The sequence below is a fragment of the Mesorhizobium sp. ES1-6 genome, from assembly GCF_020164775.1.
Classification (GTDB): domain Bacteria; phylum Pseudomonadota; class Alphaproteobacteria; order Rhizobiales; family Rhizobiaceae; genus Mesorhizobium.
In genome coordinates this window covers 288,088-309,594 of record NZ_JAIUGU010000005.1, presented here as the reverse complement: position 1 = coordinate 309,594, position 21,507 = coordinate 288,088, and the positions used below count along the sequence as shown (strand labels likewise).

The window sequence follows — 21,507 nt, the reverse complement described above, 5'->3', positions numbered from 1 at the left end:
TATTTTCGACGCGACCTGACCTGAATCTCAACACACCATGCACGTTGGCGCTGGAGTTCAGACGCGCTCCACCGTCAGTTCCAGATCGGTGTCGGCGGCGGCGGTGACGCGTACCTGGGTGCCGGCGGGCAGGTCCGGGCCGGAGACGCGCCATAGCGTGTCGCCGAGTTTGATGCGGCCGCGGCCGTCGCGGATTGGTTCGGCGAGCGTCGCCATCCTGCCGACCATCTGCGCGCCACGACGGTTGAGCAGCGGCTGGTCGGTCGGCTGGTCGCGTCCGCCCATGAGTTTCTTGCCGACAAAGGCCGAAACCAGCGACAGGACCAGGAACAGAAGCACCTGGACCTGCCATGTCCAGATGGCGGCATCCCAGATCAGCAGCGATACCGCGCCGACGATGAGCGCGGCGATGCCGATCCAGAGCATGAAGAAACCGGGCGCGATGACCTCTACCACCAGCAGCACGAAGCCCAGAACCATCCAGTTCCACGGGCCGAGTTCAGAAACGATGCGGTCGATCATGAGCGTGGCCTATCTCAGTTTTCGGAGGGCCTGACGACGGGCGGACGCGCGGCCTGCCGTTGCGCGCCGGTCGTGCCTTCGCTGCGGAAGACTTCCTTGGCGATTTCGCCGATGCCGCCAAGCGAGCCGATCAGCGACGACGCCTCGAAGGGCATCAGCACGATCTTGCTGTTGGTGGCGGTGCCGATCTTGCCCAGCGCCTCGGTGTATTTCTGGGCGACGAAGTAGTTCAGCGCCTGGACGTCACCCTTGGAAATCGCTTCCGACACCACCTGCGTGGCGCGGGCTTCGGCTTCGGCGGAGCGTTCGCGCGCTTCGGCGTCGCGGAAAGCGGCTTCCTTGCGGCCTTCCGCTTCGAGGATCTGCGACTGCTTGAGGCCTTCGGCGGCCAGAATCTGCGCACGCTTGTTGCGCTCGGCGGTCATCTGGCGGCCCATCGATTCGATGAGGTTGGCCGGCGGATTGATGTCCTTGATCTCGACGCGTGTGATCTTGATGCCCCACGGGTGCGCCGCTTCGTCGACGACGCGTAGCAGGCGCTCGTTGATGGCGTCACGGTTGGACAACAACTCGTCGAGGTCCATCGAACCCATGACGGTACGAATGTTGGTCATCGTCAGGTTGAGGATGGCGTTCTGCAGCCCGGCAACCTGATAGGCGGCCTGGGCCGCATTGAGGATCTGGTAGAAAGCAATGCCGTCGACACCGACTATGGCGTTGTCGCGGGTGATGATCTCCTGGCTCGGAACGTCGAGCACCTGCTCCATCATGTTCATCTTGGCACCGATGCGATCGACGAACGGCGTGATAAGATTCAGGCCGGGGCTCAGTGTCTTGGTATAACGACCAAAACGTTCGACGGTATAGTTGTAGCCCTGCGGAATTGTCTTGATGCCTTTGAACAGCACCAGCACGACAAGCGCGACCAGAACAACGACCGCAATATCGAAACCACTGAAATCCATTTGGCTCTCCCTCAGAGGCAGGCCGCGCGAGCCATTCCCGCACAGCCGGCTTCACCAAAGACTTAAGTGTGTTTCAGCAGCGTTACAATCAGGTGATGAGGGATTGTTTAAGGGGATGCACTCAAGGGTTGAAGGTAAACAGGCTTGCATCCGTGTCTTCGAGCCCGCCGATTGAGGCCGAGACGATCTCGGACGCGATGCGCGAGAAGGTGATGCCGTTGCCGCCATAACCCATCACGGCATGGATGCGCGGGTGGCGGGGAATGGCGCCGATATAGGGCAGGCCAGTGGTCGTGGTGCCGAAGGAGCCGGTCCAGGCGAATTCCGGCCTGGTGTCGAGATGCGGCAACAGCCTGCCAAGTTTTTCGGCAATGCGTGCGCTCTTGGTGGTGATGAGTTCGTCTCGCTGGGTCTCGTCGGCGAAATCCTCGTCCTCGCCTCCGCAGACGACCCGGCCATCGGCGGTCGCCCTGACATAGAGGTAGGGATCCGACGCCTCCCAGATGAACGCCGCGCCCGGCCACAGCTTGCGCGGTTGCGGGCACGTCGCGATCGCCCAGGTCGAAATGATCTGGTGGGCGGCCGCCGGCACGATGTCGATGAGTTCGTAACCGGTGGCGAGGACAACATGCCGTGCCGTGATGGTGGGGCCGTCCCTGGTTGCCACGATCACCTCGTTCGCACTGTCCCTGATGACCGTGGCTTCGACGGGCGCGTAGAGACGTGCCTTGCGCTCGAGCGCCTTGAGCAGCAGTCCTGCCGTCAGCTTGCGTGGATCGAGCGCGACGTTGCCATGGCTGAGGATGGCGCCGGCGCGATCGATGCCGAACGCCTCGGCGAGTGGCTGAGGGGGCAGATAGGTCGCGGCGATGCCAGCTTGACGTCGCGCCTCGGCTTCCTCGCGCAATTCCAAGGGGCCCAGCACGGTTCCGGCCAGATAGAGCGAGTGGCTGCGGCTCATGCCGCAATTGATGCCGAGTTCGGCGATGCGGGCGGCAAGGTTGGAAACGGCCAACCGTGAGCGTCGCCAGGCCTGCTCGGCGGGAGCTTTGCCGATCATCCGCGAAAGCGTTGAAAGCGGCTGGTCGATTTCGAACTGGACCAGCGCGGTCGTTGCCGCCGTCGAGCCCTTCAGCGGGCCGCGCCGGTCGATGCAGATCACGGCGTGACCGTCCGCTGTGAGTGCCTCGGCCATCATGGCACCGCTGATGCCCATGCCGACGATCAGCACATCGGTCTTGACGTCCCGGGTGAGACTGCCGGTCGGCACCGCGGGCGCCCGATAGGCGGACCAGACGGGCCGGCCAGTTGTGAGATCGAGTTTGCGGGGCATTCAGTTCTCCGGGGCCTCTTTGTTTGACGCAATTCCGGACGGAAAACCGTTTCATACTTTTCCCGGAATTGCTTTAGACCCAGCCCAACAGTTCGCGCCGCACCATCGCTTCGATCACCGCCATGCCTTCCGGAGTGTCGTTGAGGCAAGGGATGTGGGCGAAATTCTCGCCGCCCGCGTGATGAAACGTCTCGGCTGCCTCGCGGCCGATCTCGTCCAGCGTCTCGATGCAATCGACGGAAAAGCCGGGATTGACGATGGCCATCGACTTGATGCCATCCTTGGCCAGTTTCTCGACCGTCTTGTCGGTGTAGGGCTGCAGCCATTCCTGCGCGCCGAAGCGCGACTGGAAAGTGGTGATCAGTTTCTTGTCATCCCAGCCGAGTCGTTCACGCAACAGCCGCGTCGTCTTCTGGCAGTGACAGTGATAAGGATCGCCCTTCTCGAAATAGGGCTTTGGGATGCCGTGATAGGAGGTGATGACCACCTCCGGCTCGAAATCGAGTGTTGCCAGATGCTGCTCGATCGAACGCGCCAGCGCCTCGATGTAGACCGGCTCGTCATAGTAGGGCGGCACACTGCGCACCGCAGGCGCGCGGCGCATCTTCATCAAAGCGCGAAACAGCTGGTCGTTGGCGGTTGCGGTGGTGGTGGCCGAATACTGCGGATAGAGCGGAAACGAGAGGATGCGGTCGCAGCCCTGCGCAACCAGCCTCTCAGTGACGCTCGCCGTCGAAGGATTGCCGTAGCGCATCGCCCAGTCGACGACGACATTAGGCAGGTCGCGCAGCGCCTCGGCAAGCTTTTCGCCTTGGGCGCGGGTGTAGGTGCGCAAAGGCGACTCGTTCTTCTCCCGATTCCAGATCCTGGCGTAGTTGGCGCCCGACTTCTTCGGCCGTGTGGTGAGCACCAGGCCGTAGAGGATCGGATACCAGATCGCCTTGTTGAGCTCGATGACGCGCGGATCGGAGAGGAATTCCCGCAGATACCGCCACATCGGCTTGAAATCGGTGCCATCAGGCGTGCCGAGATTGACCAGCAAGACGCCGATCTTGCCGGCCTTGACCGGCGGATGTCCAGCCGGTAACGGGCCGATGGCCTTGGCGGCTTTGGCATCGACAGGGGTGGAAAGCGTCATAAGGGTTCTCCAGGAGGCGCGAACCTAACCATCTTGCGCGCGCTTTCAATGCAGCGTCTGGCCGCACCTTAATCCGAAAACACTAAACCCACCCGGTTTCCCGGGCGGGTTGGTGTTGGAAGAGGCGAAGCGGCGTTACTTCGCCGGGATGGTCAGTGTCGCGCCCGGCACAAGCCTATGCGGCCTTTGACCCTTGTTCGCCTCATAGATGCGTTTCCACTTGGTCGCGTCGCCATAGGCCTTCTTCGCCAGATCCCAATAGGTATCGCCGGTCACGATGACATGGCTGCCGGTGGCCGGTGCGGCTTCGGCGGGCTTTGCCGGCTCGGCGGGCGAGGGTGCCGCCGGGGCGGGAGCGGCCGGCGCCGTCTCCGCAGGCTTTGCCGGTTCAGCTGCCGGCGGGGCCGGCGGTGGCGGCGCGTTTTCCGTCGATATGGCTGGTGGCGTGTTGGCGATATCGCCTGAGTTGGCGGGCAGTTCCGGCATCGGCGCCGCGGCATCGGCGGGCTTTGCCGGCTCAGGCGGTTTGGCGGCCTCGGCCGGCACCGGCGCTGCCGGGGCGGTCTCCGCAGGCTTTGCAGGCTCGGCGGGCTTGGCCGGCTCGGCGGCGGGAGCCGCCGCTGTCGTCGCGGCGATCTCGGTGATGCGGCCGTCGAGTTTGGGCGTATAAGGCCGGTGGGCGCCGAGGTAATCGGCAACGACCTGTTCGAGGCCAGGGCCGTAATCATAGGCGTTCTTGGCTTTTTCGGCGAAGACCTTGTAGCCGTCGCCGCCCTGGCGGACATAGTTGTTTGTGGCGACCAGATAATCCTTGTCCGGATTGATCGGCGTCCAGGCGCCGTTTTCCATCACCTCCACCGATTTCACACGGCCGGCATTGGGCGCGACCGACCTGTCGAAGGAATATTTGAGGCCCGCCACCTGCGGGAAGCGGCCGGCGCCGTCCTCGATCTGGCTGAGGCCGCCTTCGAGGCCGGCGACAAGGTCCTTGCCGGAAATCTGGAAGGTCGCCAGCGTGTTCTGGAACGGCAGCACGGTCAGTACCTCACCCATGGTGACGGTGCCCTTGTCGATCGAGGCCCGCAGGCCGCCGCCATTGGAGATGACGATCTCGACGCCCTGTCCCTTGACGCGGTCGAGGATGGCGTCGGAGACGAGGTTGCCCATCGCGCATTCCTTGGCGCGGCAATTCTCACGGCTGCCGTCGATCACGCCGGTGGTCTCGGCCACTTCCTTGTTCTTCAGCGCTTCGATCGGGGCGCCGAGCTCCTTGATGCGGGCAAGCACCGCCGGATCCGGCGTGATCGACTTGTCGAGATAGATCGGGTCGCCGCTCGCCGATTTGACGACGCCATTGTCGTCGAACACCACCTTGAACTCGCCGAGATATTTCGAATAGGAGGCCGCCTGCACCACCGGCACCTTGTAGCCGCCGGAGTTGTCGACCATCGTCGGGTAGGGGCCGGCCGCCTTCGGGTCGGTGTTCGACAAAAGCGTGTGGCTGTGGCCGCCGACGACGACGTCGATGCCGGGGATCTTGGCGATGACGTCGCGCTCCCTGTTATAGCCGATATGGGTCACGGCGATGATCTTGTTGACGCCTTCTCGCTTGAGCTTCTCGACCTCGGCCGTGATCGACTTGACGTCGTCCTCGATCGTGATGTTGGGGCCGGGGGAGGCGAGTTCGGGCGTGTCGTTGGTGACGGCGCCGATGATGCCGATCTTCTGGCCGCCGACCTCGACCACGATGGACGGCTTGACGCGGTCGCCGAGCTTGGACTGGGCGTTGGCCTTGACGTTGGCGCCGAGCACGGGGAACTTGATCATGTCGAGGAACGGCGCCAGCGCTGCTTCGCCGTCGTCGAATTCATGATTGCCGAGCGCCATGGCGTCGAACTTCATCTCGTTGAGGAACTCGCCTTCGACCTTGCCCTTGTAGGTCGTGTAGAACAGCGAACCCTGGAAATTGTCGCCGGCGCTGAGCAGCAGCACGTTCTGGCCTTCCAGCTTCTTGCGCTCCTGGGCAATCGCGGTGATCAACCGGCCCGCGCCGCCGATGCACTCGCCCTTGGTCTCCTCCTCGGCCGAGCAGGTCGATTCATATTTGTTGTTGCCTTCGATGCGGCTATGCCAGTCATTGATGTGGAGGATATTCAGTGTGTAGTCGGCAAAGGATGCGCCGGCCGACAGGCCAAGCGTCGACGCGGAAAGGGCGGCAATGGCGGCAAGCTTCTTCATCTTCGTCTCCCGGTAGGCTGATCAGAGGCGTCTAACGCCTTTGCTTGACTGGGGTATAACAGCCAGCGTTTTGATCATGTTCCCATCGCGTTCCGGTCGACGCAAGCGGAAATCCAGGCGAGCTTTGCCGGCATAAAAAGACGGCGGCCAATGGCCGCCGTCCTCGAGCATGCGAATGTTCGCCGGTTCAGGCGCGTCGCGTCAGGACGAAATTCTGGCCGGCTGAACTGGTACAGTTGAGCTGGCTGGTCGACACCAGCAGGCAGTTGAAGCTGACGCCGGTCTGGCGGATCAGCGAGGTGCCGTTGATCTGCACCGAAGTGGCGCCGGTCATCGTGTAGCTGCCATCGGCCAGCTTCTGGCCGGTATCGGTGGCGACGGTCGTGAACTTGCCGCCGTTGAAGGTCGACAGGCCGGTGCCCTTGGCATCGATCCAGGAACCCTCGACGCCTTTCGGCGTGGTTGCCATCGGCGGCTGGTCGGGACCGCTGGTGGTACAGGCAGCGAGCATCGAGACAACGGCACCCGCCACGCCCATAGAAAGAACTTTGCGCGCAATAGTCATATGAAATCCTCTCCAAACGCGTCGGTCCAAAAATCGGGCGGATTTCTGGAAAGCGCGACGCGAACGTCCAAACTGCTGGGTAGGCTTTATGCGTCCAACGGGACGCACATCGCCACTCCAGGCCGCATCCCTTCAATCGCCCGATTTCCGGGCGATTGCAAGGCAATGGGGTAGGGTCCGCGCGATGCTATCGGACGAGGATGTTGCGGAATTGCCACGGGTCGCTGCGGTCGAGGTCCTCCGGGAAGAGGCCCGGGCGCCTATCGAGCGGCGTCCAGTCGGTATAGTAGCCCTTGACCGGTCCGAGATAGGGCGACTGCACCTCCAGGCAACGCTTGAAATCCATCTCGTCGGCCTCGACGATGCCTGCCGCCGGATTTTCCAGCGCCCAGACCATGCCGGCCAGAACCGCCGAGGTGACCTGCATGCCGGTGGCGTTCTGGTAGGGAGCGAGCTTGCGCGCCTCGGCGAGCGAAAGCTGCGAACCGTACCAGTAGGCATTCTTGTCGTGGCCGTAGAGCAGGACGCCGAGCTCGTCGACGCCGTCGACCAGCTCGTTCTCGTCGAGCACATGGTGCACCGGCTGCGGCTTGCCGGCGGCGCCGAACATCTCGTCCAGCGACAGCATCGCGTCGTTGCAGGGATGGTAGGCGTAGTGGCAGGTCGGGCGGTATTGAACCTTGCCCTTCTTGGAGCGCACGGTGAAGAAATCGGCGATCGAGATCGCCTCGTTGTGGGTCACCAGCAGGCCGTACTGCGCGCCCGGGGTCGGACACCACGAGCGCACGCGCGTGTTGGCGCCGGGCTGTTCCAGATAGATCGCGGCCTTGGAGCCGTGCTTGTGTTTCTTGCCGTTCTTGGGCATCCACTTCTCATGCGTGCCCCAGCCGAGTTCGGCCGGCTGCAGGCCTTCGGAGATGAAGCCCTCGACCGACCAGGTGTTCCAGAACACGTCCATCGGCTTGGGCTTCTTGGCGCGCTGGGTGTCGCGCTCGGCGATATGGATGCCCTTGACGCCGGCCTTCTTCATCAGCTTGGCCCAGCCCTCGCGGTCTTCCTGCGCTGGCTCTGAGAACTCCATGCCAAGATCGGTGGCCAGATTGACCAGCGCCTGCTTGACGAACCATGACACCATGCCGGGGTTGGCGCCGCAGGTGGAGACGGCGGTGGCGCCGCCAGGCTTGTCATGCTTTTCCTTGATCAGCGCCTCGCGCAGCGCATAGTTGGTGCGGCTGGCATTGTCGGCCTTGGCGTCGAAATAGAAGCCAAGCCAGGGCTCGACGACGGTGTCGATGTAGAGCACGCCGAGCTTGCGGCAGAGCCGCATCAGGTCCACCGAGCCGGTATCGACCGACAGGTTGACGCAAAAGCCCTGGCCCCCGCCATTGGTCAGAAGCGGCGTCAAAAGCTTCTTGTAGTTCTTCTCGGTGACCGCTTCCTGGACGAAGGCTATGCCGCGCTCGTCGAGCAGCTTGCGGTCGGTATCGCGTGGATCGAGGACCGTCATGCGCGACTTGTCGAACTTGAAATGGCGTTCGATGAGCGGCAGCGTTCCGCGTCCGATCGAGCCAAAGCCGATCATCACCACGGGGCCGGTGATCTCACCGTAAACGGGCCAGTTTTCATTCGCCATTTTATCGAGCACTCCTTCAACTACAGCAGAAAGCCAGGCATTTTCGCCCGACGGCCATGCGCTACATCACAGATCAATGTCACAAACCAGTGAAAAGCGCCAACTGGAGGCTAGCCACCCTTGGCCATGTGGTTAAGGACCGACACCAGCCGGTCGCGGTCCGATGTCAGGCCCTTATAGTCGAGCTGGTCGAGATCGAGCGCTTCGAGCTGGGCGGCAAAGGAGATTGCGAGGCTCGCCCGGTCCGGATGCCGCGCCAGTACGGCGAGCGGGTCGAGATGGATGCGGATGGTGAACAGGATGTCGCGCGAGGCCGGCAGTTTGCGCAGCGTCTGGCGCTCGACACGGATGAAGGGGTGCGCCTTGACGTCGCCGTCGGGGAAACGCGTCGGCCGGTTGGTGGCACGGTCGATGCGCTCGACATTGGACAAGGGATGGTAGAGCGCATTGTCGGCCTGGATCGACCAGTTGAAGCGCTCGACCGCCTGGCCCTGCAGGCCGTCGAACATGCGGTTGATGAGATCGGCCGGCCTGCTGCCCGGCCCAAAACCCGGCACCGGCTCGTGGATCCGCTGCAGCGGCTTGCCGAATTTTTCGGTGAGCGACCAGGACGAGGGAAAGCACAGCGAGCCGGCGGCCAGACGCCAGCCGTCTTCGCCCCGGCGCATGAGGATCAAGTCTTCCTGGACCAGCAGCGAGGCCGCGACCAGGGGTGCGCCGGCAAGGCTGGAGGGGATCGGGGGATGGTCCGTCGCGCCAACGACAGCAACGCCCGCATCGACGCGCCGGTGCGTGCCGGGAAATCGTTCCGGCAGGTGGGCGCCAAGCAATTCGAGCACCTCCTGCTGGGCGCCCCGCGTGCCGTCCTCCTCGACGAAGACCTGCTCGGGAATTTCGGCATAGAGCCGGCGCTTCTCGGCGAGATAGGGCAGCAGGTGACCGTCGACCTCGATCCAGTGCGCGGGGTCGAGCGGCTTCAGCCCGATGGTGAAGAGTTTCGACGAACCGTCATAGGGAGTGTGGGCGGGTAGGGGTGTCATGCCTCAGATCAGTTTGGCTTCAGATTAGTTTGGCCGGGATCAGCCCGCGCAGCGAATTGCCGACGAACAGCGCCTTGGCGGATTTCAGGTCATCCAAGCTGTAGATCGCTTCACCGGCGCGGCCTTCATCCAGAAGCGCGGCGCGCAATACACCAGGCAAGAGGCCGCAATCGAGCCGCGGCGTCGCCAGCATGCCGTCGCCGAAATCGGCGAAGACGTTTGTGATCGTGCCTTCGCAGATATCGCCGCGTTCATTGGCCAGCAGCACTTCATCCGCCTGGGTGACGAGATATTCGGAGCGGGCATGGGTGTAGAGCTGCCGCCGGCTGGTCTTGTGGCGCAGCAGCATGTTGCTCGAATCGAGCCTCGTGCGTGCCAGCCGCAGCGTCCACACCTTGTCGGCAGCAAGCGGTTCATAGGGTTGCGCCGAGGCGTTCGCCTCGCCATTGCGCGACAGAGCGAGCCGCGTGCGCATGGCGGTGGATGATCGATCCACGGCGCCGCTCAGCGCTTCGCCGACCTTTTGCGGGTCATGGCTGAAGCCCAGTTCCACCGCCGAGCCATAAAGGCGCGCAAGATGGCGGTCGAGGCGCAGGAAACCCGAGGCGGGTTCCCAGCGCATGGTCTCGATCAGCTCGAAATCGGCGACGTCCCGGTCGCGAAGCGGGCTTTGAGCAGACACTCCTGATACTCCTCCTCGGCAACCGAATCGAAGACGATGCCGCCGCCGACATTGTAGACGGCCTCGCCGCTGGCAAAGAGCGAGATGGTCCGGATCGCCACCGAAAAGCGCATCGTGCCGCCGGGTGCGATCCAGCCGATGGCGCCGCAATAGACGTCGCGCGGCGTGCCCTCCAGCTCGTGCAGGATTTCCATGGCGCGGATCTTCGGCGCGCCGGTGATCGAGCCGCAGGGAAACAGCGCCGCGAAGATCTGGCGTATGCCGAGGCCGGGCAGCAACCTGGCCCTGACGTCGCTCACCATCTGGTGGACGGTCGGGTAGGACTCGATGCGGAACAGTTCCGGCACCTCAAGCGTGCCGACCTCGCTGATCAGCGATATGTCGTTGCGCAGCAGGTCGACGATCATCCGGTTCTCGGCCTGGTTCTTTTCGTCGTTGCGCAGGAAATTCTTCTGCCGTTCGTCCTCGTCCCTTGTCGCGCCGCGCGGTGCGGTGCCTTTCATCGGATGTGTCTCGATCATCCCCGCGGCATTGATCTCGAAGAACAATTCGGGCGAGCGCGAGAGGACGATTGGGTCGCCGAGCGCGACCAGCGCGCCATATTTCACCGGCTGGCGTTCGGTCAGCGCGTCGAAGGCGGCGAGCGGATCGCCAGACCATTGCGCGTGCACCGGAAAGGTGAGGTTGCCCTGGTAGCAATCGCCTTGCCTGATGTGCCGGTGCAGCCGCGAGAACCGTTTCTCGTAATCCTCGAACGACCATGTCGCCCTGGCGTCGAAGATCGGGCCGTTGGTCGGCGGGCCGCGCGGCGGCACCGCCTCTTCGTCAGGGGCATCGAAGACCCCGAGGCAGACCAGCGGAGCCCGGCGCCGGCCCGGCAGCAAGGGCGCGAGTTTCGGCTCGAGCAGGTAACCGGCCTCGTAGGAGAAATAGCCGGCCAGCCATTTGCCGGCGTCGTGCGCGGCCTGCGCCGCTTGCAACGCCGCCTGGAAGTCCTTGGCCTCACGCGCGACGATGAGATCGGCCGGCCGCTCGAAAACGAGCTGGCGCGCGCTTTCGTCGTTGCGGAAAATTGCGGCGGGCAGGGACATGGGAACCGGGATCGATGAAGCCAACGATCGCTCTATATGGGGGGCCATGCGCGCGCAATCGAGGGAACGGCACCCTGTCCCTCAAAGCCGACTTCTGGCCTGACGCTGAAACAAAACGGCGGCGCCCTGGAGCGCCGCCGGTTTTGTCCTGGCTTGTCGCTCAGGTGTTGCTTGCGGTTCCTGCGGTCGGAAACTGCTTTGCGAATTCGGCCTCGTTGCCGGCCGCGAGCAGCCTGGCCTGCTCGATCCAACGTTCGCGCGCGATGCGGCCGTCGAAGTTCATCACGTCCTCGATCCGCTTGATGTCGGCAGCGGTCCAGGCGGCGATCTGGGCGAAGCTGGTAACGCCTTGTGCCTTGAGCAGCTTCTCGTTGACCGGGCCGATGCCGATCAGCCGGCGCAGATTGTCGGGCTTGCCCGATGCCGGTTTGGCAGCAGCCGGGGCAGCCTTCTTGGCGGCGGGCGCTGCCTTGGGCGCGGTCGAGGTCTTCGCCGGAGCTTTGGCCGCCGCGGGCTTCGGCGCCGCCTTGGCCGGGGCGGCCTTCGCGGCGGCCGGCTTGGCTGCGGCCGGAGCGGATTTGGCAACGGCAGGCGTGGACATCAGGGCTGCCGGCGGCTGAGTTGACGCCTTTGCCGCGCCGGCGCCAGTCGAGGCCTGCGCCTCGCGCAACTGACGCTCGAGGTCGGAGCGGGTCTTGCCGCACGCATTGAGTTCGCCGGTCAGGCGATCGCTGTCGGCGCGCAGCTTGTCGCGCTCGCCGCGGGTGCGGTCGAGGTCGCCGCGCAGGCTGTCGAGCTCACCGCGCAGACGCCCCCAGATGAACCAGCCGACCAACACGCCTACCAGGAACGCCAGGATCACGTAGAAAAAAGTGGCCATTGTCTCTCTCCAGTCAGATCCGTCTGCCGGGGCATGACCTTCGGCGCGGGACTACTCGATGATGGTTCCGCTGATACACGGAACAGCCGGCTTCGGTTCGAGCTGTCGGCGATCGGCTTTCCAGCCCATGGTCAACGGTCGTTGTCGCGTTCGCCCGAGCGCACGGCTGGCTGAGATTTCCCTCGCCGATCCGCATGCGCTCCGGCTGAGCTTGGAGCGAAGGCTATCATAGAGCTTGCGGAAAGCTATCGGAAAACGTCCTGCGGAGAGTTCTTCAAGAACAAATATTTAGGGCAAGAATAGCCAAGCCAGACATGCATCCCGGCTAAACTGTTCTTGCCGGGCGAGAGACGTCTCAACCGTCGAGCGTTTCCAGTTCGTCGATCAGGCCGCTGATCACGCCGAGCCCGATCTGCCAGAAGGCGGGGTCGGTGGCGTCGAGACCGAAAGGCGCCAGAAGCTGCGAATGATGCTTGGTGCCGCCGGCACGCAGCATCTCGAAATATTTGTCCTGAAAGCCGCGCTCGGCATTCTGGTAGACCGCATAGAGCGAGTTCACCAGGCAGTCGCCGAACGCATAGGCATAGACGTAGAAGGGCGAGTGGATGAAATGGGGGATGTAGGTCCAGAACGCCTCGTAGCCTTCGCGCAGCTTGATCGCCGGCCCCAGGCTTTCGGCTTGAACCTCCAGCCAGAACTCACCGAGCCTGTCGGATGTCAATTCGCCGTTGCGGCGCTCGGCATGCACCTTACGCTCGAATTCATAAAAGGCGATCTGGCGCACCACCGTGTTGATCATGTCCTCGACCTTCTGGGCGAGCATGGCCTTGCGCTCGCGCCGGTCGGTGGTCCGCTCGAGCAGCGAGCGGAAGGTCAGCATCTCACCGAAGACGGATGCCGTCTCCGCCAGCGTCAGCGGCGTCGAGGCCATCAGCGCGCCCTGGCCGGCGGCCAGCACCTGATGCACGCCGTGGCCGAGTTCATGCGCCAGCGTCATCACGTCGCGCGGCTTGCCCATGTAGTTGAGCAGCACATAGGGGTGGGCCGAGGGCACGGTCGGATGGGCAAAGGCGCCAGGCGACTTGCCCGGACGCACCGGCGCGTCGATCCAGTTGCGGTCGAAGAAGGTGCGCGCGATCTCGGCCATCTCGGGCGAGAAGCGATGATAGGCCGACAGCACCGTGTTCCTGGCCTCGTCCCAGCCGATCACCGCCTGCGGCGTCTCCGGCAGCGGCGCGTTGCGGTCCCAGTGGTTCATCACCTCCATGCCGAGCCAGCGCGCCTTCATGGCGTAGTAGCGGTGCGACAGGCGCGGATAGGCCTCGCGCACGGCGGTGGCCAGCGCATCGACCACGCCGCGCTCGACGCGGTTGGCGAGATGGCGTGAATCGGCGATGTCCTCGAAGCCGCGCCAGCGGTCGGAAATCTCCTTGTCCTTGGCCAGCGTGTTGGTGATCAGCGTGAAGGTGCGCAGGTTCTTGCGGAAGGTGGTGGCCAGCGCCTCGGAGGCGCGCCGGCGGACCTCGCCGTCCGCATCCTGCAGGCGGTTGAGGGCCGGCTCAAGGGTCAGTTCCTCGCCGTCGATATCGAAGCGAAGATCGGTCATCGTCTCGTCGAACAGGCGATTCCAGGCGCCGCGTCCGGTGATCGATTTTTCGTGGAAAAGCTGCTCGACGCGATCCTCGAGCTGATAGGGCTTGTCCATGCGCAGATCGAGCACCCACGGGCGGTAATGCCCAAAGGCCGGGTCGCTGGCCAGCGCGCCTTCGATCGCCGCATCGTCGATCAGGTTCAGTTCGAGCGCGAAGAACAGCAGATGCGCACTGGCGTCGGTCATCTTCTCCTGGATGTCGCCATAGAGCTTGGCGCGCTGCGGATCGGCGGTGTTGCCGGCATAGACGAGGCCGGCATAGGAGACGATGCGGCCGATCAGTTCCTCGAGCGCTTCGTAGGCGCCAAGGGCCTCGCCAAGCCGGCCGGCGGCGCCGCGCCCGGCCTCGGCTGCGAGCGTGCCCTTCCAGCGGGCCTCGAACGCGACGGCGTCGGCCGCTGCTTTGGCAATGTCGCGCTTCAGTTCCGGCGCGTCCATGCCGGCATAGAGATCGGCGAGGTTCCATTCCGGCAGATCGCCAAGCCCGGCCGCGCCCTGACCGGACACTGGCGCCGCAATCCGCCGATCAAACATCATGCGCATAGAGATACCTTCTTTGAACCAACTGGCCTTCTTTGAACTGGCCGGCGTTGAAGCCCGTGGCCAGAATCAGGGGAGCCAGACTCAACGAGGATGGAAAAGCCGGTCAAATCCTAAGGAATTCGTTCACCGGGTTTTTTGAAACCTTATTTAGAACCCTGTGCCAAGATGATCCATGGGGAATTCGGGCGCGGGCAGACCAAGACAGTCATGACAGGTTCCATACTCATAGTCGATGACGATCCCGTGCAGCGCCGGCTGCTCGAGGCGGCGGTGACCCGGTTCGGCCACACGGCGATCGTCGTCGAAGGCGGTGCCGCCGGCCTCGAGGTTCTCGACGGGCGTGGCGCCCGCGACGTGTCGGTCGTGATCCTCGACCTTGTCATGCCCGGCATCGACGGCATCGGCGTGCTGAAGGCGATGCGCGAGCGCGACATCAGCGTGCCGGTCATCGTGCAGACCGCGCAGGGCGGCATCGAAACCGTGGTTTCGGCGATGCGTCATGGCGCTTTCGATTTCGTCGTCAAGCCGGCTTCGCCCGACAGGCTGCAGGCCTCGATCTCCAATGCGCTGAAGGTCGAGGCGGTCGAGGGCGAGGTCAAGCGCACGTCGCGCAAACGCGGCGGGCTGCTGACCTTCAAGGACATGATCACCCACAGTCCGGCCATGGACAGGGTGATCCGCCTCGGCCAGAAAGCGGCGGCCTCAAACATCCCGATCCTGATCGAGGGCGAATCCGGCGTCGGCAAGGAACTGGTGGCGCGTGCCATTCAGGGCAGCGGTGACCGCCGCTCGAAACCCTTCGTCACGGTCAATTGCGGCGCCATCCCCGACAATCTGGTGGAATCCATCCTGTTCGGCCATGAGAGAGGCTCGTTCACCGGCGCCACTGACAAGCACACAGGCAAATTCGTCGAGGCGCATTCCGGCACCCTGTTCCTGGACGAGATCGGCGACCTGCCGCTCGACGTGCAGGTCAAGCTGCTGCGCGCCGTCCAGGAGGGCGAGGTCGATCCCGTCGGCGGCCGCTCGACCGTCAAGGTCGACATCCGGCTGATTTCAGCGACGCACCGCAACCTGTTGCAGCAGGTCAAGGACGGCAAGTTCCGCGAAGACCTGTTCTACCGGTTGAATGTCTTCCCGATCTTCGTGCCGCCGCTGCGCGACCGCCGCGAGGACATTCCCCATCTGGTCTCGCATTTCATGGAGAAGGTGGCGCCGGCCGACCCGCGTCACCGGCTGCAAGGCATTTCGGCGGCAGCGCTTGGCATTCTGCAGGCCTATGACTGGCCCGGCAACATCCGGCAGCTCGAAAACGCCGTCTTCCGTGCCTCGGTGCTGTGCGAAGGCGAGATGCTGACCGCCGATGATTTCCCGCAGATCCGGGCGCAGGTCGAAGGCACGGTCAATCTCGAAGCCGGCGACAGGTTCGAAGCAAGTGGCGCGGCGGCGCCGCTGGCGCCGCGCGACGAGGACATCGTGCCCGACGAGACCGATTCGACGGCTGTACGTGAACAGCCGGTCGCCTCGCTGCCTCGCTTCGGTACGCTGCGGGCGCTCGACGAGCGCGGCAATGTGCGGGCGCTGGCCGATGTCGAACTCGAAATGATCAAGCTCGCCATCGACCACTACAACGGCCAGATGAGCGAGGTCGCTCGCCGGCTCGGTATCGGCCGCTCGACGCTTTACCGCAAGCTGAAGGAATATGGCATCGACCCGGAAACCGGCCGCGTCGACAGGCTTGTTTCCTGAGCCGCAAGGCCGGGACCAGTTTCCTCTGTCACGACATGGCGCCGACGCCGGATTATGGCGGCCGGACGGCGGCGCTCGACAGGCCATTGTTCACGCATTGAGGCCGATGGTAACAGATCGTGTTCGGTCAAGGTCGGAATCATGATCTAAACCAGCGGTTTACCAAGAAACCTTGCGGACAATTTTTGACGGGATATCGCCATGGTGTTACCGCATTTCGGCTTCAATAAGCGATGATTAACCATTAGGATCGATATTCGGATGTGATAACGACACGTCCGTTTGGGCAAATCCGGGGACAAACGGCAGCCTGCAAGGCCTTTTGATTTGAACAGAATCGAACGACTCACAAACGGGCGGCACCATCATTTGAGCGTCTGGCCGAGATGGCTGGCGGCAGTGATTGTCGCATTTGGTTTTGTTGCCGCGGCCGCCACGGGCGCCCATGCCGAAGTTCGTTCGCTGAAGCTCTACCATCTCCATACGCACGAGAAGGCCGAGATCGTCTACAAGCGCAATGGCCGCTACGTTCCCGAGGGCCTGCGCAAGATCAACATCATCCTGCGCGACTGGCGCCGCAACGAGCCGACCAAGATGGATCCGCGCCTGCTCGACCTGGTCTGGGAAGCCTATCGGGAAAGCGGCGCCACCGATTATATCCAGGTCGTCTGCGGCTATCGCTCGCCGTCGACCAACTCGATGCTGCGCAGCCGCAGCCGGGGTGTCGCCGAGAAGAGCCAGCATATGCTGGGCAAGGCGATGGATTTCTATATTCCCGGCGTGCCGCTGAAGAAGCTGCGCAATATCGGCCTCAAGATGCAGGGCGGTGGCGTCGGCTATTACCCAACCTCCGGTTCGCCGTTCGTCCATATGGACGTCGGCAATGTGCGCCACTGGCCCGGCATCAGCCGCCAGGAACTGGTCAGCCTGTTCCCCAATGGCAAGACGCTGCATGTGCCGAGCGACGGCCGGCCGCTGCCGGGCTACGAACAGGCCCTGGCCTCCTACAAGTCGCGCAAGGGCACTGGCACACCTAATATCGAACTGGCCAGCGCCGGCGGCAGCGGCAAGAAATCCGGTGGCTTCCTGTCCGCCTTCTTCGGTGGTGGCGGCGACGACGAGGCCGATGACAGCGCCGATGTCGAGACCGCTTCGGCTGCCCCGGCGCCCAGGGCTAAAAACCTGAAGCCGGTCGCTACCGCCAAGACCAGCAACCTGCCGGGCATCGCTATCGTCGCGCCCGAGAACGCCCAGCGCGCGAACATTCCGCAGATTGCCGACGAGCAGGCTCCGGAGCCGGAGAAGGACGCGCCGGAGACGATCATCGCGGCGCTGCCGGCCAAGGAGATCCCGCTGCCCGATTTCGCGCCGCGGCCGAAGGCCGATGTCGGCGCACAGACGCCTGAAAACGTTCCCTTCGCCACGGCGGATGCGACGGCCACCACGGAACAGGCAGTGGCGACCGCGCAGGCGCCGGCCAACATGCCTTTCAGCAAGGCTGATCCGGCAGCGCTGGCCGCGGCTGCGGCCGCCGATCCGGCGCAGGTCGCCGTCAACAACATCCCCTTGCCGACATGGCGTCCCGAACGCACGCTGCCGGCGGATCTCGCGCCGCCGCCCAGCAAGGATGTGCTGATGGCGCTGGCCGATACGGCTGATCACGGCAAGACCGCGACGGATGCGTTCTCCGTACTGCCGAGCGCGCGTCCCAAGCCGGACGCCGTCAAGGCCGTGCTCGACGAGGCCAATGCGCAGGTCGGCAATGGCGACGAGTATCAGCTCGCGTCCTTGTCCGCGGAACCGCGCTCGGCGTTCAACGATCCGTCCGGTGTCGATGCCGCTTCGCCGCGCCAGGCCGTTGCAGCCCGTCCTGCCGGTTCCGATCCGGCCGCCGCGATCGGCGCCGGTGTGAAGACGACCCGCAAGGAAGCCAGGGCAACCGTCCGCGACCAGAAGCCCGGCCCCAGGGCCGTGGTGGTTGCCGCGGCACCGCAGGCCGCCCGCTGGGCGCTGACCAGTGGCGAGAACGTCGCCACCGTTTCCAGCGCGACCACCGCGCCGGGTTACGCCTACAACATCGTGCATACACCGCCGAGCGAGGTCTATACGGCCGGCTTCCAGTCGGGCAACCAGATGGCCGACGCCAACCGTTTCACCGGCAATGCCGTCAAGTTCATGTCGGTCGCCCGCTTCCAGACCAAGTAGCGCACGGACCAGACCATCGCTGAAGCCGCGCCGGGCGACCGACGCGGCTTTTTGCTGTCCGGAGGCGCGATGCGCGGGGTTCTTCTGTATACTCGCGGGAGCGCGCCTGTCGGCCCGACTGTGATGCCGGTCAGGCGAGGGCGACGCCCGTAACCGGACGATCGTTGCGGGAGAAAATCGGCGGAAGGCCGGCGAGGATCACGCGCGGCTGAACTTCTCGTGAAGCCGGAACGGGTCACCCCGTTTCCGGGTTAAGGTGGGTACGTTCCAACCTGGGGATATTCATGAAGAAGATCTTATTGGCCACAGCTCTAACGCTGGCGGCTGCCTCGGCCGCCATTGCTCCGACACAGGCGGCAACCGTCGTCGTCAAGACCAATGACCACATGCATGCCAAGCACTGCAGGACCAAGGTGGTCACGCACTGGAGGCATCACCACAGGGTGATTGAAAAGGTCAGAGTCTGCAACTGACCCTTGCTTGAAGGGAAAGCAATGCGGCCCGGTCGGCGAAGGTTCGGCCGGGCCTTTTGCGAGCCCCCTGGATTTCTGGGGTGGTTCAGCGTTTGATAGATCGCCGAACCACTCCAACTCTTTGTCTTACGCAATTCCGGACGGAAAACCGTCACACACTTTTCCTGGGATTGCTCTGAGCGCGTCGCGTCGAAACGAATTCCGCGCCGCGCTTTCGACGTGCATTAGTCCACCTCAAGCGCGGCTACTTCGCCTCGCGCCAGCAGCCGCGCGGCGTCACGCGCGGGCGGCAATCCGAATTGGCGGGCATATTCGCGGGTGAACTGCGAAGCGCTCTCGTACCCCACCTCAAAAGCGACGCGCGCGGCGTTGCCCGGCTGGGCGATCAACAGATGGCGCGCCTCCAGCAGGCGGACCTGCTTCTGGTACTGGATCGGGCTCATCGCTGTCGCCGCCTTGAAGTGGCGATGAAAGGCGGCGTTGCTCATATGGGCCAGGTCGGCCAGCTGTCGCACCTCGATAGGCTCGTTGTAATGCGTCCGGATCCACGCCGTGGCGCGGCGGATCCGCGACAGGCGGCCGTCGGCGCGGGCAAGCTGGTGCAGCTTGCCGCCTTGCGGACCTTGCAGCAGCCGAAACAATATCTCCCGCTCGATCATGGGAGCGAGCACGGAAATCTCGGCGGGCCGGTCGAGCAGCCGCAGCATCCGGCGCCACGCATCGAGCAGGTCGTCATCGGCCAGGCAAGTCACAAAACCGTCGCCACCGACCGCCGGCTCGTGGTCGATGAGCAAGGTGGCGATCGATCCGACATCAAGGGCGAAACCGATGGCCAGGTAAGGGCAGGCGGCACTTGCTTCGATCAGCTGGCTGGTGGCGGGCGTCTCGACCGCGTAGACGAAATAGCTGCCGGCCTCATAACGAAGCGTTCGGTCGCCGAGCAGCACCGATTTCGCGCCCTGCAGCACGAACAAGGCCGTTGGCTGACAAAGCTCCGGCAGTGGTGGCGACGGTATCTCGCTGCGGCCGATCGTGACGCGGGGGATCGCCGTCCGTGTCCGTCGTCCATGCGCGTGGCGGGCTGCGATCGCGATCAATTCCCGAAGCATTTCGTTCATCGTTTCAGCATTGCCCATCCACGGGTAGAGCGCAACCAAGTGAGAGTTTTAGGCAAGAGCATGAGAGCTTCCGGCGCGCGAAGCAGGCCGGCTTGCGTCATTTCTGGGATCACGAAAAAGGAGACTTTGCGATGACGACACAGAAGACCGCTCTGGTGACCGGCGCCAACAAGGGCATCGGCCTCGAGACCGTGCGGCGGCTTGCGAGGATGGGGTTCAGGGTCTGGCTCGGCGCCCGCGATCCAAAGCGTGGCATGGCCGCGGCCGGTGCCTTGCGCACCGAGGGGTTCGACGTCGAATGGCTCGAACTCGACGTCGCCAGCGACGAAAGCGTGGCCGCCGCCGCCAGCGTCGTCGCGGCAAGGGCGCCCAGCCTCGATGTGCTGGTCAACAATGCCGGCATCGCGCCCGGATATGTCGATGCGCTCGGTCCGGACGGCCGCTACGAGCGGCTGCCGAGCCAGGAGAACATTGCCGATATGAAGGCGACCTATGACGTCAACGTTTTCGGTCCGATCCGCGTCACCCAGGCGTTCCTGCCGTTGCTTTCGGCAGCACCCGGAGCCCGCATCGTCATGCTGAGCAGCAATCTCGGTTCGATCGCGCGCGCGTCCGACAGCCTCGCTGAAAACCAGTCACCCAATATCATGGGGTATGGCAGCTCCAAGACTGCGCTCAACGCCATCACCGTGGCATTCGCCAGGGAACTCGCGCCGCGGGGCATCAAGGTCAATGCCGCCGCGCCCGGCTATACAGCGACCGATCTCAATGGCGGCAAAGGCTACCGCACGGTGGAGCAGGCAACCGAGATCGTCGTGCGGCTGGCAACGCTGGATAGTGATGGCCCGACAGGTGGATATTTCGACGACAACGGCCCACTGCGCTGGTGAACCCGAGGGGGGTTATTTCCCGAGCTTGCTCGCGGCCCGTGCGAGCGCCTCGATCTCGTCCCACTTGCCGGCCTTGACCAGTTCGTCGGGTGCAACCCAGGAGCCGCCGACGCAGATGACGTTTGGCAAAGCGAGGTAGTCGGCGGCGTTCTTGCCGGTGATGCCGCCGGTCGGGCAGAATTTGATGTCCGCCAGCGGCGAGGCGAAGGCCTTCAGCGACGCGATGCCGCCGGACTGTTCGGCCGGGAAGAATTTCAGGAAGCGCAGGCCGGCTTCGCGCGCGGCCATGATCTCGCCTGGCGTGATGGCACCGGGCAGCAGTGGAACCTCGCTGTCGGCGGCGGCAGCCAGAAGCTGACTGGTGATGCCGGGGCTGACGATGAAGCGCGAACCGGCGCTGGCTGCCTGGTCGAACTGCTTGCTGTCCAGAATGGTGCCGGCGCCGACGATGGCTTCCTCGACCTCGCCCGCCACGCGGCGGATCGCTTCGAGCGCATCCGCGGTCCGGAGCGTGATCTCGATCGCCGGCAAGCCGCCGCGCGCCAGAGCACGGGCCAGCGGCACCGCATCGGCAACGTTGGCGATCTTCAGCACCGGAATGACCGGCTGGCCATTGAGGAGCGACAGGAGTTTTTCGGTCTTGGTCGGCATCTGTCTCTCCTTGTCGAGGGTCGCATCGAGGGAATTTCAACCGATTAGCAGACGGGTATTGCCCTGTCCACGGAGCCGGTCGCGTCGCGATGTCACGCGGTGCCGTCGAGCTTAACGGTTATTCGCCGACAGGGCCATGA

At 64.1% G+C, this 21,507-nt stretch carries 18 protein-coding genes; 4 read left to right on the top strand and 14 right to left on the bottom strand.

Going from position 1 to position 21,507, the window contains the following annotated elements; all coding sequences use genetic code 11:
- Positions 1 to 57 precede the first annotated feature (57 nt).
- The 12 genes from LB564_RS16030 to LB564_RS15975 all read right to left on the bottom strand — a co-directional run bounded on the left by LB564_RS16030 (position 58) and on the right by LB564_RS15975 (position 14,281).
- Positions 58 to 522, bottom strand: coding sequence for an NfeD family protein (locus tag LB564_RS16030; protein WP_140704399.1), 465 nt, complete (start codon positions 520 to 522; stop codon positions 58 to 60).
- A gap of 14 nt (positions 523 to 536) precedes the next feature.
- A complete protein-coding gene (locus LB564_RS16025; RefSeq protein ID WP_027146254.1) occupies positions 537 to 1,487 on the bottom strand; it encodes an SPFH domain-containing protein in 951 nt (316 codons plus the stop codon).
- 121 nt (positions 1,488 to 1,608) lie between these two features.
- Positions 1,609 to 2,820 carry an NAD(P)/FAD-dependent oxidoreductase gene (locus LB564_RS16020; protein ID WP_224539111.1) on the bottom strand — a complete coding sequence of 404 codons (1,212 nt, stop codon included), beginning with the start codon at positions 2,818 to 2,820 and terminating at the stop codon, positions 1,609 to 1,611.
- Between the two features lie 73 nt (positions 2,821 to 2,893).
- On the bottom strand, positions 2,894 to 3,958 hold the full coding sequence (gene hemH / locus LB564_RS16015; RefSeq protein WP_224539109.1) for a ferrochelatase: 1,065 nt from the start codon (positions 3,956 to 3,958) through the stop codon (positions 2,894 to 2,896).
- 135 nt (positions 3,959 to 4,093) lie between these two features.
- Positions 4,094 to 6,196 (bottom strand): bifunctional metallophosphatase/5'-nucleotidase, encoded by a 2,103-nt coding sequence (locus tag LB564_RS16010; RefSeq protein WP_224539107.1) that lies wholly within the window; start codon positions 6,194 to 6,196, stop codon positions 4,094 to 4,096.
- A 187-nt stretch (positions 6,197 to 6,383) separates the two neighbouring features.
- Positions 6,384 to 6,761, bottom strand: a complete 378-nt coding sequence (locus tag LB564_RS16005; RefSeq protein ID WP_140704406.1) for a hypothetical protein — start codon at positions 6,759 to 6,761, stop codon at positions 6,384 to 6,386.
- Positions 6,762 to 6,948: 187 nt separating this feature from the next.
- A complete protein-coding gene (locus LB564_RS16000; RefSeq protein WP_224539106.1) occupies positions 6,949 to 8,394 on the bottom strand; it encodes a homospermidine synthase in 1,446 nt (481 codons plus the stop codon).
- A gap of 110 nt (positions 8,395 to 8,504) precedes the next feature.
- Positions 8,505 to 9,434, bottom strand: a complete 930-nt coding sequence (locus LB564_RS15995; RefSeq protein ID WP_224539104.1) for a heme-dependent oxidative N-demethylase family protein — start codon at positions 9,432 to 9,434, stop codon at positions 8,505 to 8,507.
- Between the two features lie 19 nt (positions 9,435 to 9,453).
- Positions 9,454 to 10,116 (bottom strand): aminotransferase class IV family protein, encoded by a 663-nt coding sequence (locus LB564_RS15990; RefSeq protein WP_140704412.1) that lies wholly within the window; start codon positions 10,114 to 10,116, stop codon positions 9,454 to 9,456.
- On the bottom strand, positions 10,065 to 11,219 hold the full coding sequence (locus LB564_RS15985) for an aminodeoxychorismate synthase component I (RefSeq protein ID WP_411910180.1): 1,155 nt from the start codon (positions 11,217 to 11,219) through the stop codon (positions 10,065 to 10,067). The genes LB564_RS15990 and LB564_RS15985 overlap by 52 nt, the downstream gene beginning before the upstream one ends.
- A 148-nt stretch (positions 11,220 to 11,367) precedes the next feature.
- The gene (locus tag LB564_RS15980; RefSeq protein ID WP_224539099.1) at positions 11,368 to 12,087 is read right to left on the bottom strand and encodes a proton-conducting membrane transporter; all 720 of its coding nucleotides are present in this window, start codon (positions 12,085 to 12,087) and stop codon (positions 11,368 to 11,370) included.
- Between the two features lie 355 nt (positions 12,088 to 12,442).
- Positions 12,443 to 14,281 (bottom strand): M3 family oligoendopeptidase, encoded by a 1,839-nt coding sequence (locus LB564_RS15975; RefSeq protein ID WP_224539097.1) that lies wholly within the window; start codon positions 14,279 to 14,281, stop codon positions 12,443 to 12,445.
- Positions 14,282 to 14,488: 207 nt separating this feature from the next.
- Between LB564_RS15975 and LB564_RS15970 the strand changes: the two genes are divergently transcribed.
- The 3 genes from LB564_RS15970 to LB564_RS15960 all read left to right on the top strand — a co-directional run bounded on the left by LB564_RS15970 (position 14,489) and on the right by LB564_RS15960 (position 18,708).
- Complete coding sequence (locus tag LB564_RS15970) at positions 14,489 to 16,030, top strand: sigma-54-dependent transcriptional regulator (protein ID WP_224539095.1); 1,542 nt, start codon at positions 14,489 to 14,491, stop codon at positions 16,028 to 16,030.
- A 369-nt stretch (positions 16,031 to 16,399) separates the two neighbouring features.
- Complete coding sequence (locus tag LB564_RS15965; RefSeq protein WP_140704419.1) at positions 16,400 to 18,235, top strand: DUF882 domain-containing protein; 1,836 nt, start codon at positions 16,400 to 16,402, stop codon at positions 18,233 to 18,235.
- A 284-nt stretch (positions 18,236 to 18,519) separates the two neighbouring features.
- Positions 18,520 to 18,708, top strand: coding sequence for a hypothetical protein (locus tag LB564_RS15960; protein WP_224539091.1), 189 nt, complete (start codon positions 18,520 to 18,522; stop codon positions 18,706 to 18,708).
- 224 nt (positions 18,709 to 18,932) lie between these two features.
- On the opposite strand, the gene LB564_RS15955 is transcribed toward LB564_RS15960, so the two are convergent.
- Positions 18,933 to 19,826: an AraC family transcriptional regulator gene (locus LB564_RS15955; protein WP_224539090.1), complete on the bottom strand. Its 894-nt coding sequence runs from the start codon at positions 19,824 to 19,826 to the stop codon at positions 18,933 to 18,935.
- Positions 19,827 to 19,957: 131 nt separating this feature from the next.
- Between LB564_RS15955 and LB564_RS15950 the strand changes: the two genes are divergently transcribed.
- Entirely contained in the window at positions 19,958 to 20,716 is a 759-nt protein-coding gene (locus LB564_RS15950) for an SDR family oxidoreductase (protein ID WP_224539088.1), read from the top strand.
- A gap of 12 nt (positions 20,717 to 20,728) precedes the next feature.
- Here LB564_RS15950 and LB564_RS15945 read toward each other — a convergent pair whose 3' ends face one another.
- On the bottom strand, positions 20,729 to 21,367 hold the full coding sequence (locus tag LB564_RS15945) for a 2-dehydro-3-deoxy-phosphogluconate aldolase (protein ID WP_224539086.1): 639 nt from the start codon (positions 21,365 to 21,367) through the stop codon (positions 20,729 to 20,731).
- Between the last annotated feature and the right edge of the window lie 140 nt (positions 21,368 to 21,507).

Bases quoted from the DNA above. Each gene is read 5' to 3' on its own strand.
- LB564_RS16020 (WP_224539111.1), bottom strand. From the start codon at position 2,820: ATGCCCCGCAAACTCGATCTCACAACTGGCCGGCCCGTCTGGTCCGCC.
- LB564_RS16010 (WP_224539107.1), bottom strand. From the start codon at position 6,196: ATGAAGAAGCTTGCCGCCATTGCCGCCCTTTCCGCGTCGACGCTTGGC.
- LB564_RS15960 (WP_224539091.1), top strand. From the start codon at position 18,520: ATGAAGAAGATCTTATTGGCCACAGCTCTAACGCTGGCGGCTGCCTCG.
- hemH (WP_224539109.1), bottom strand. From the start codon at position 3,958: ATGACGCTTTCCACCCCTGTCGATGCCAAAGCCGCCAAGGCCATCGGC.
- LB564_RS15945 (WP_224539086.1), bottom strand. From the start codon at position 21,367: ATGCCGACCAAGACCGAAAAACTCCTGTCGCTCCTCAATGGCCAGCCG.
- LB564_RS16000 (WP_224539106.1), bottom strand. From the start codon at position 8,394: ATGGCGAATGAAAACTGGCCCGTTTACGGTGAGATCACCGGCCCCGTG.
- LB564_RS15950 (WP_224539088.1), top strand. From the start codon at position 19,958: ATGACGACACAGAAGACCGCTCTGGTGACCGGCGCCAACAAGGGCATC.
- LB564_RS16030 (WP_140704399.1), bottom strand. From the start codon at position 522: ATGATCGACCGCATCGTTTCTGAACTCGGCCCGTGGAACTGGATGGTT.
- LB564_RS16005 (WP_140704406.1), bottom strand. From the start codon at position 6,761: ATGACTATTGCGCGCAAAGTTCTTTCTATGGGCGTGGCGGGTGCCGTT.
- LB564_RS15995 (WP_224539104.1), bottom strand. From the start codon at position 9,434: ATGACACCCCTACCCGCCCACACTCCCTATGACGGTTCGTCGAAACTC.
- LB564_RS15970 (WP_224539095.1), top strand. From the start codon at position 14,489: ATGACAGGTTCCATACTCATAGTCGATGACGATCCCGTGCAGCGCCGG.
- LB564_RS15955 (WP_224539090.1), bottom strand. From the start codon at position 19,826: ATGAACGAAATGCTTCGGGAATTGATCGCGATCGCAGCCCGCCACGCG.
- LB564_RS16025 (WP_027146254.1), bottom strand. From the start codon at position 1,487: ATGGATTTCAGTGGTTTCGATATTGCGGTCGTTGTTCTGGTCGCGCTT.
- LB564_RS15975 (WP_224539097.1), bottom strand. From the start codon at position 14,281: ATGCGCATGATGTTTGATCGGCGGATTGCGGCGCCAGTGTCCGGTCAG.
- LB564_RS15980 (WP_224539099.1), bottom strand. From the start codon at position 12,087: ATGGCCACTTTTTTCTACGTGATCCTGGCGTTCCTGGTAGGCGTGTTG.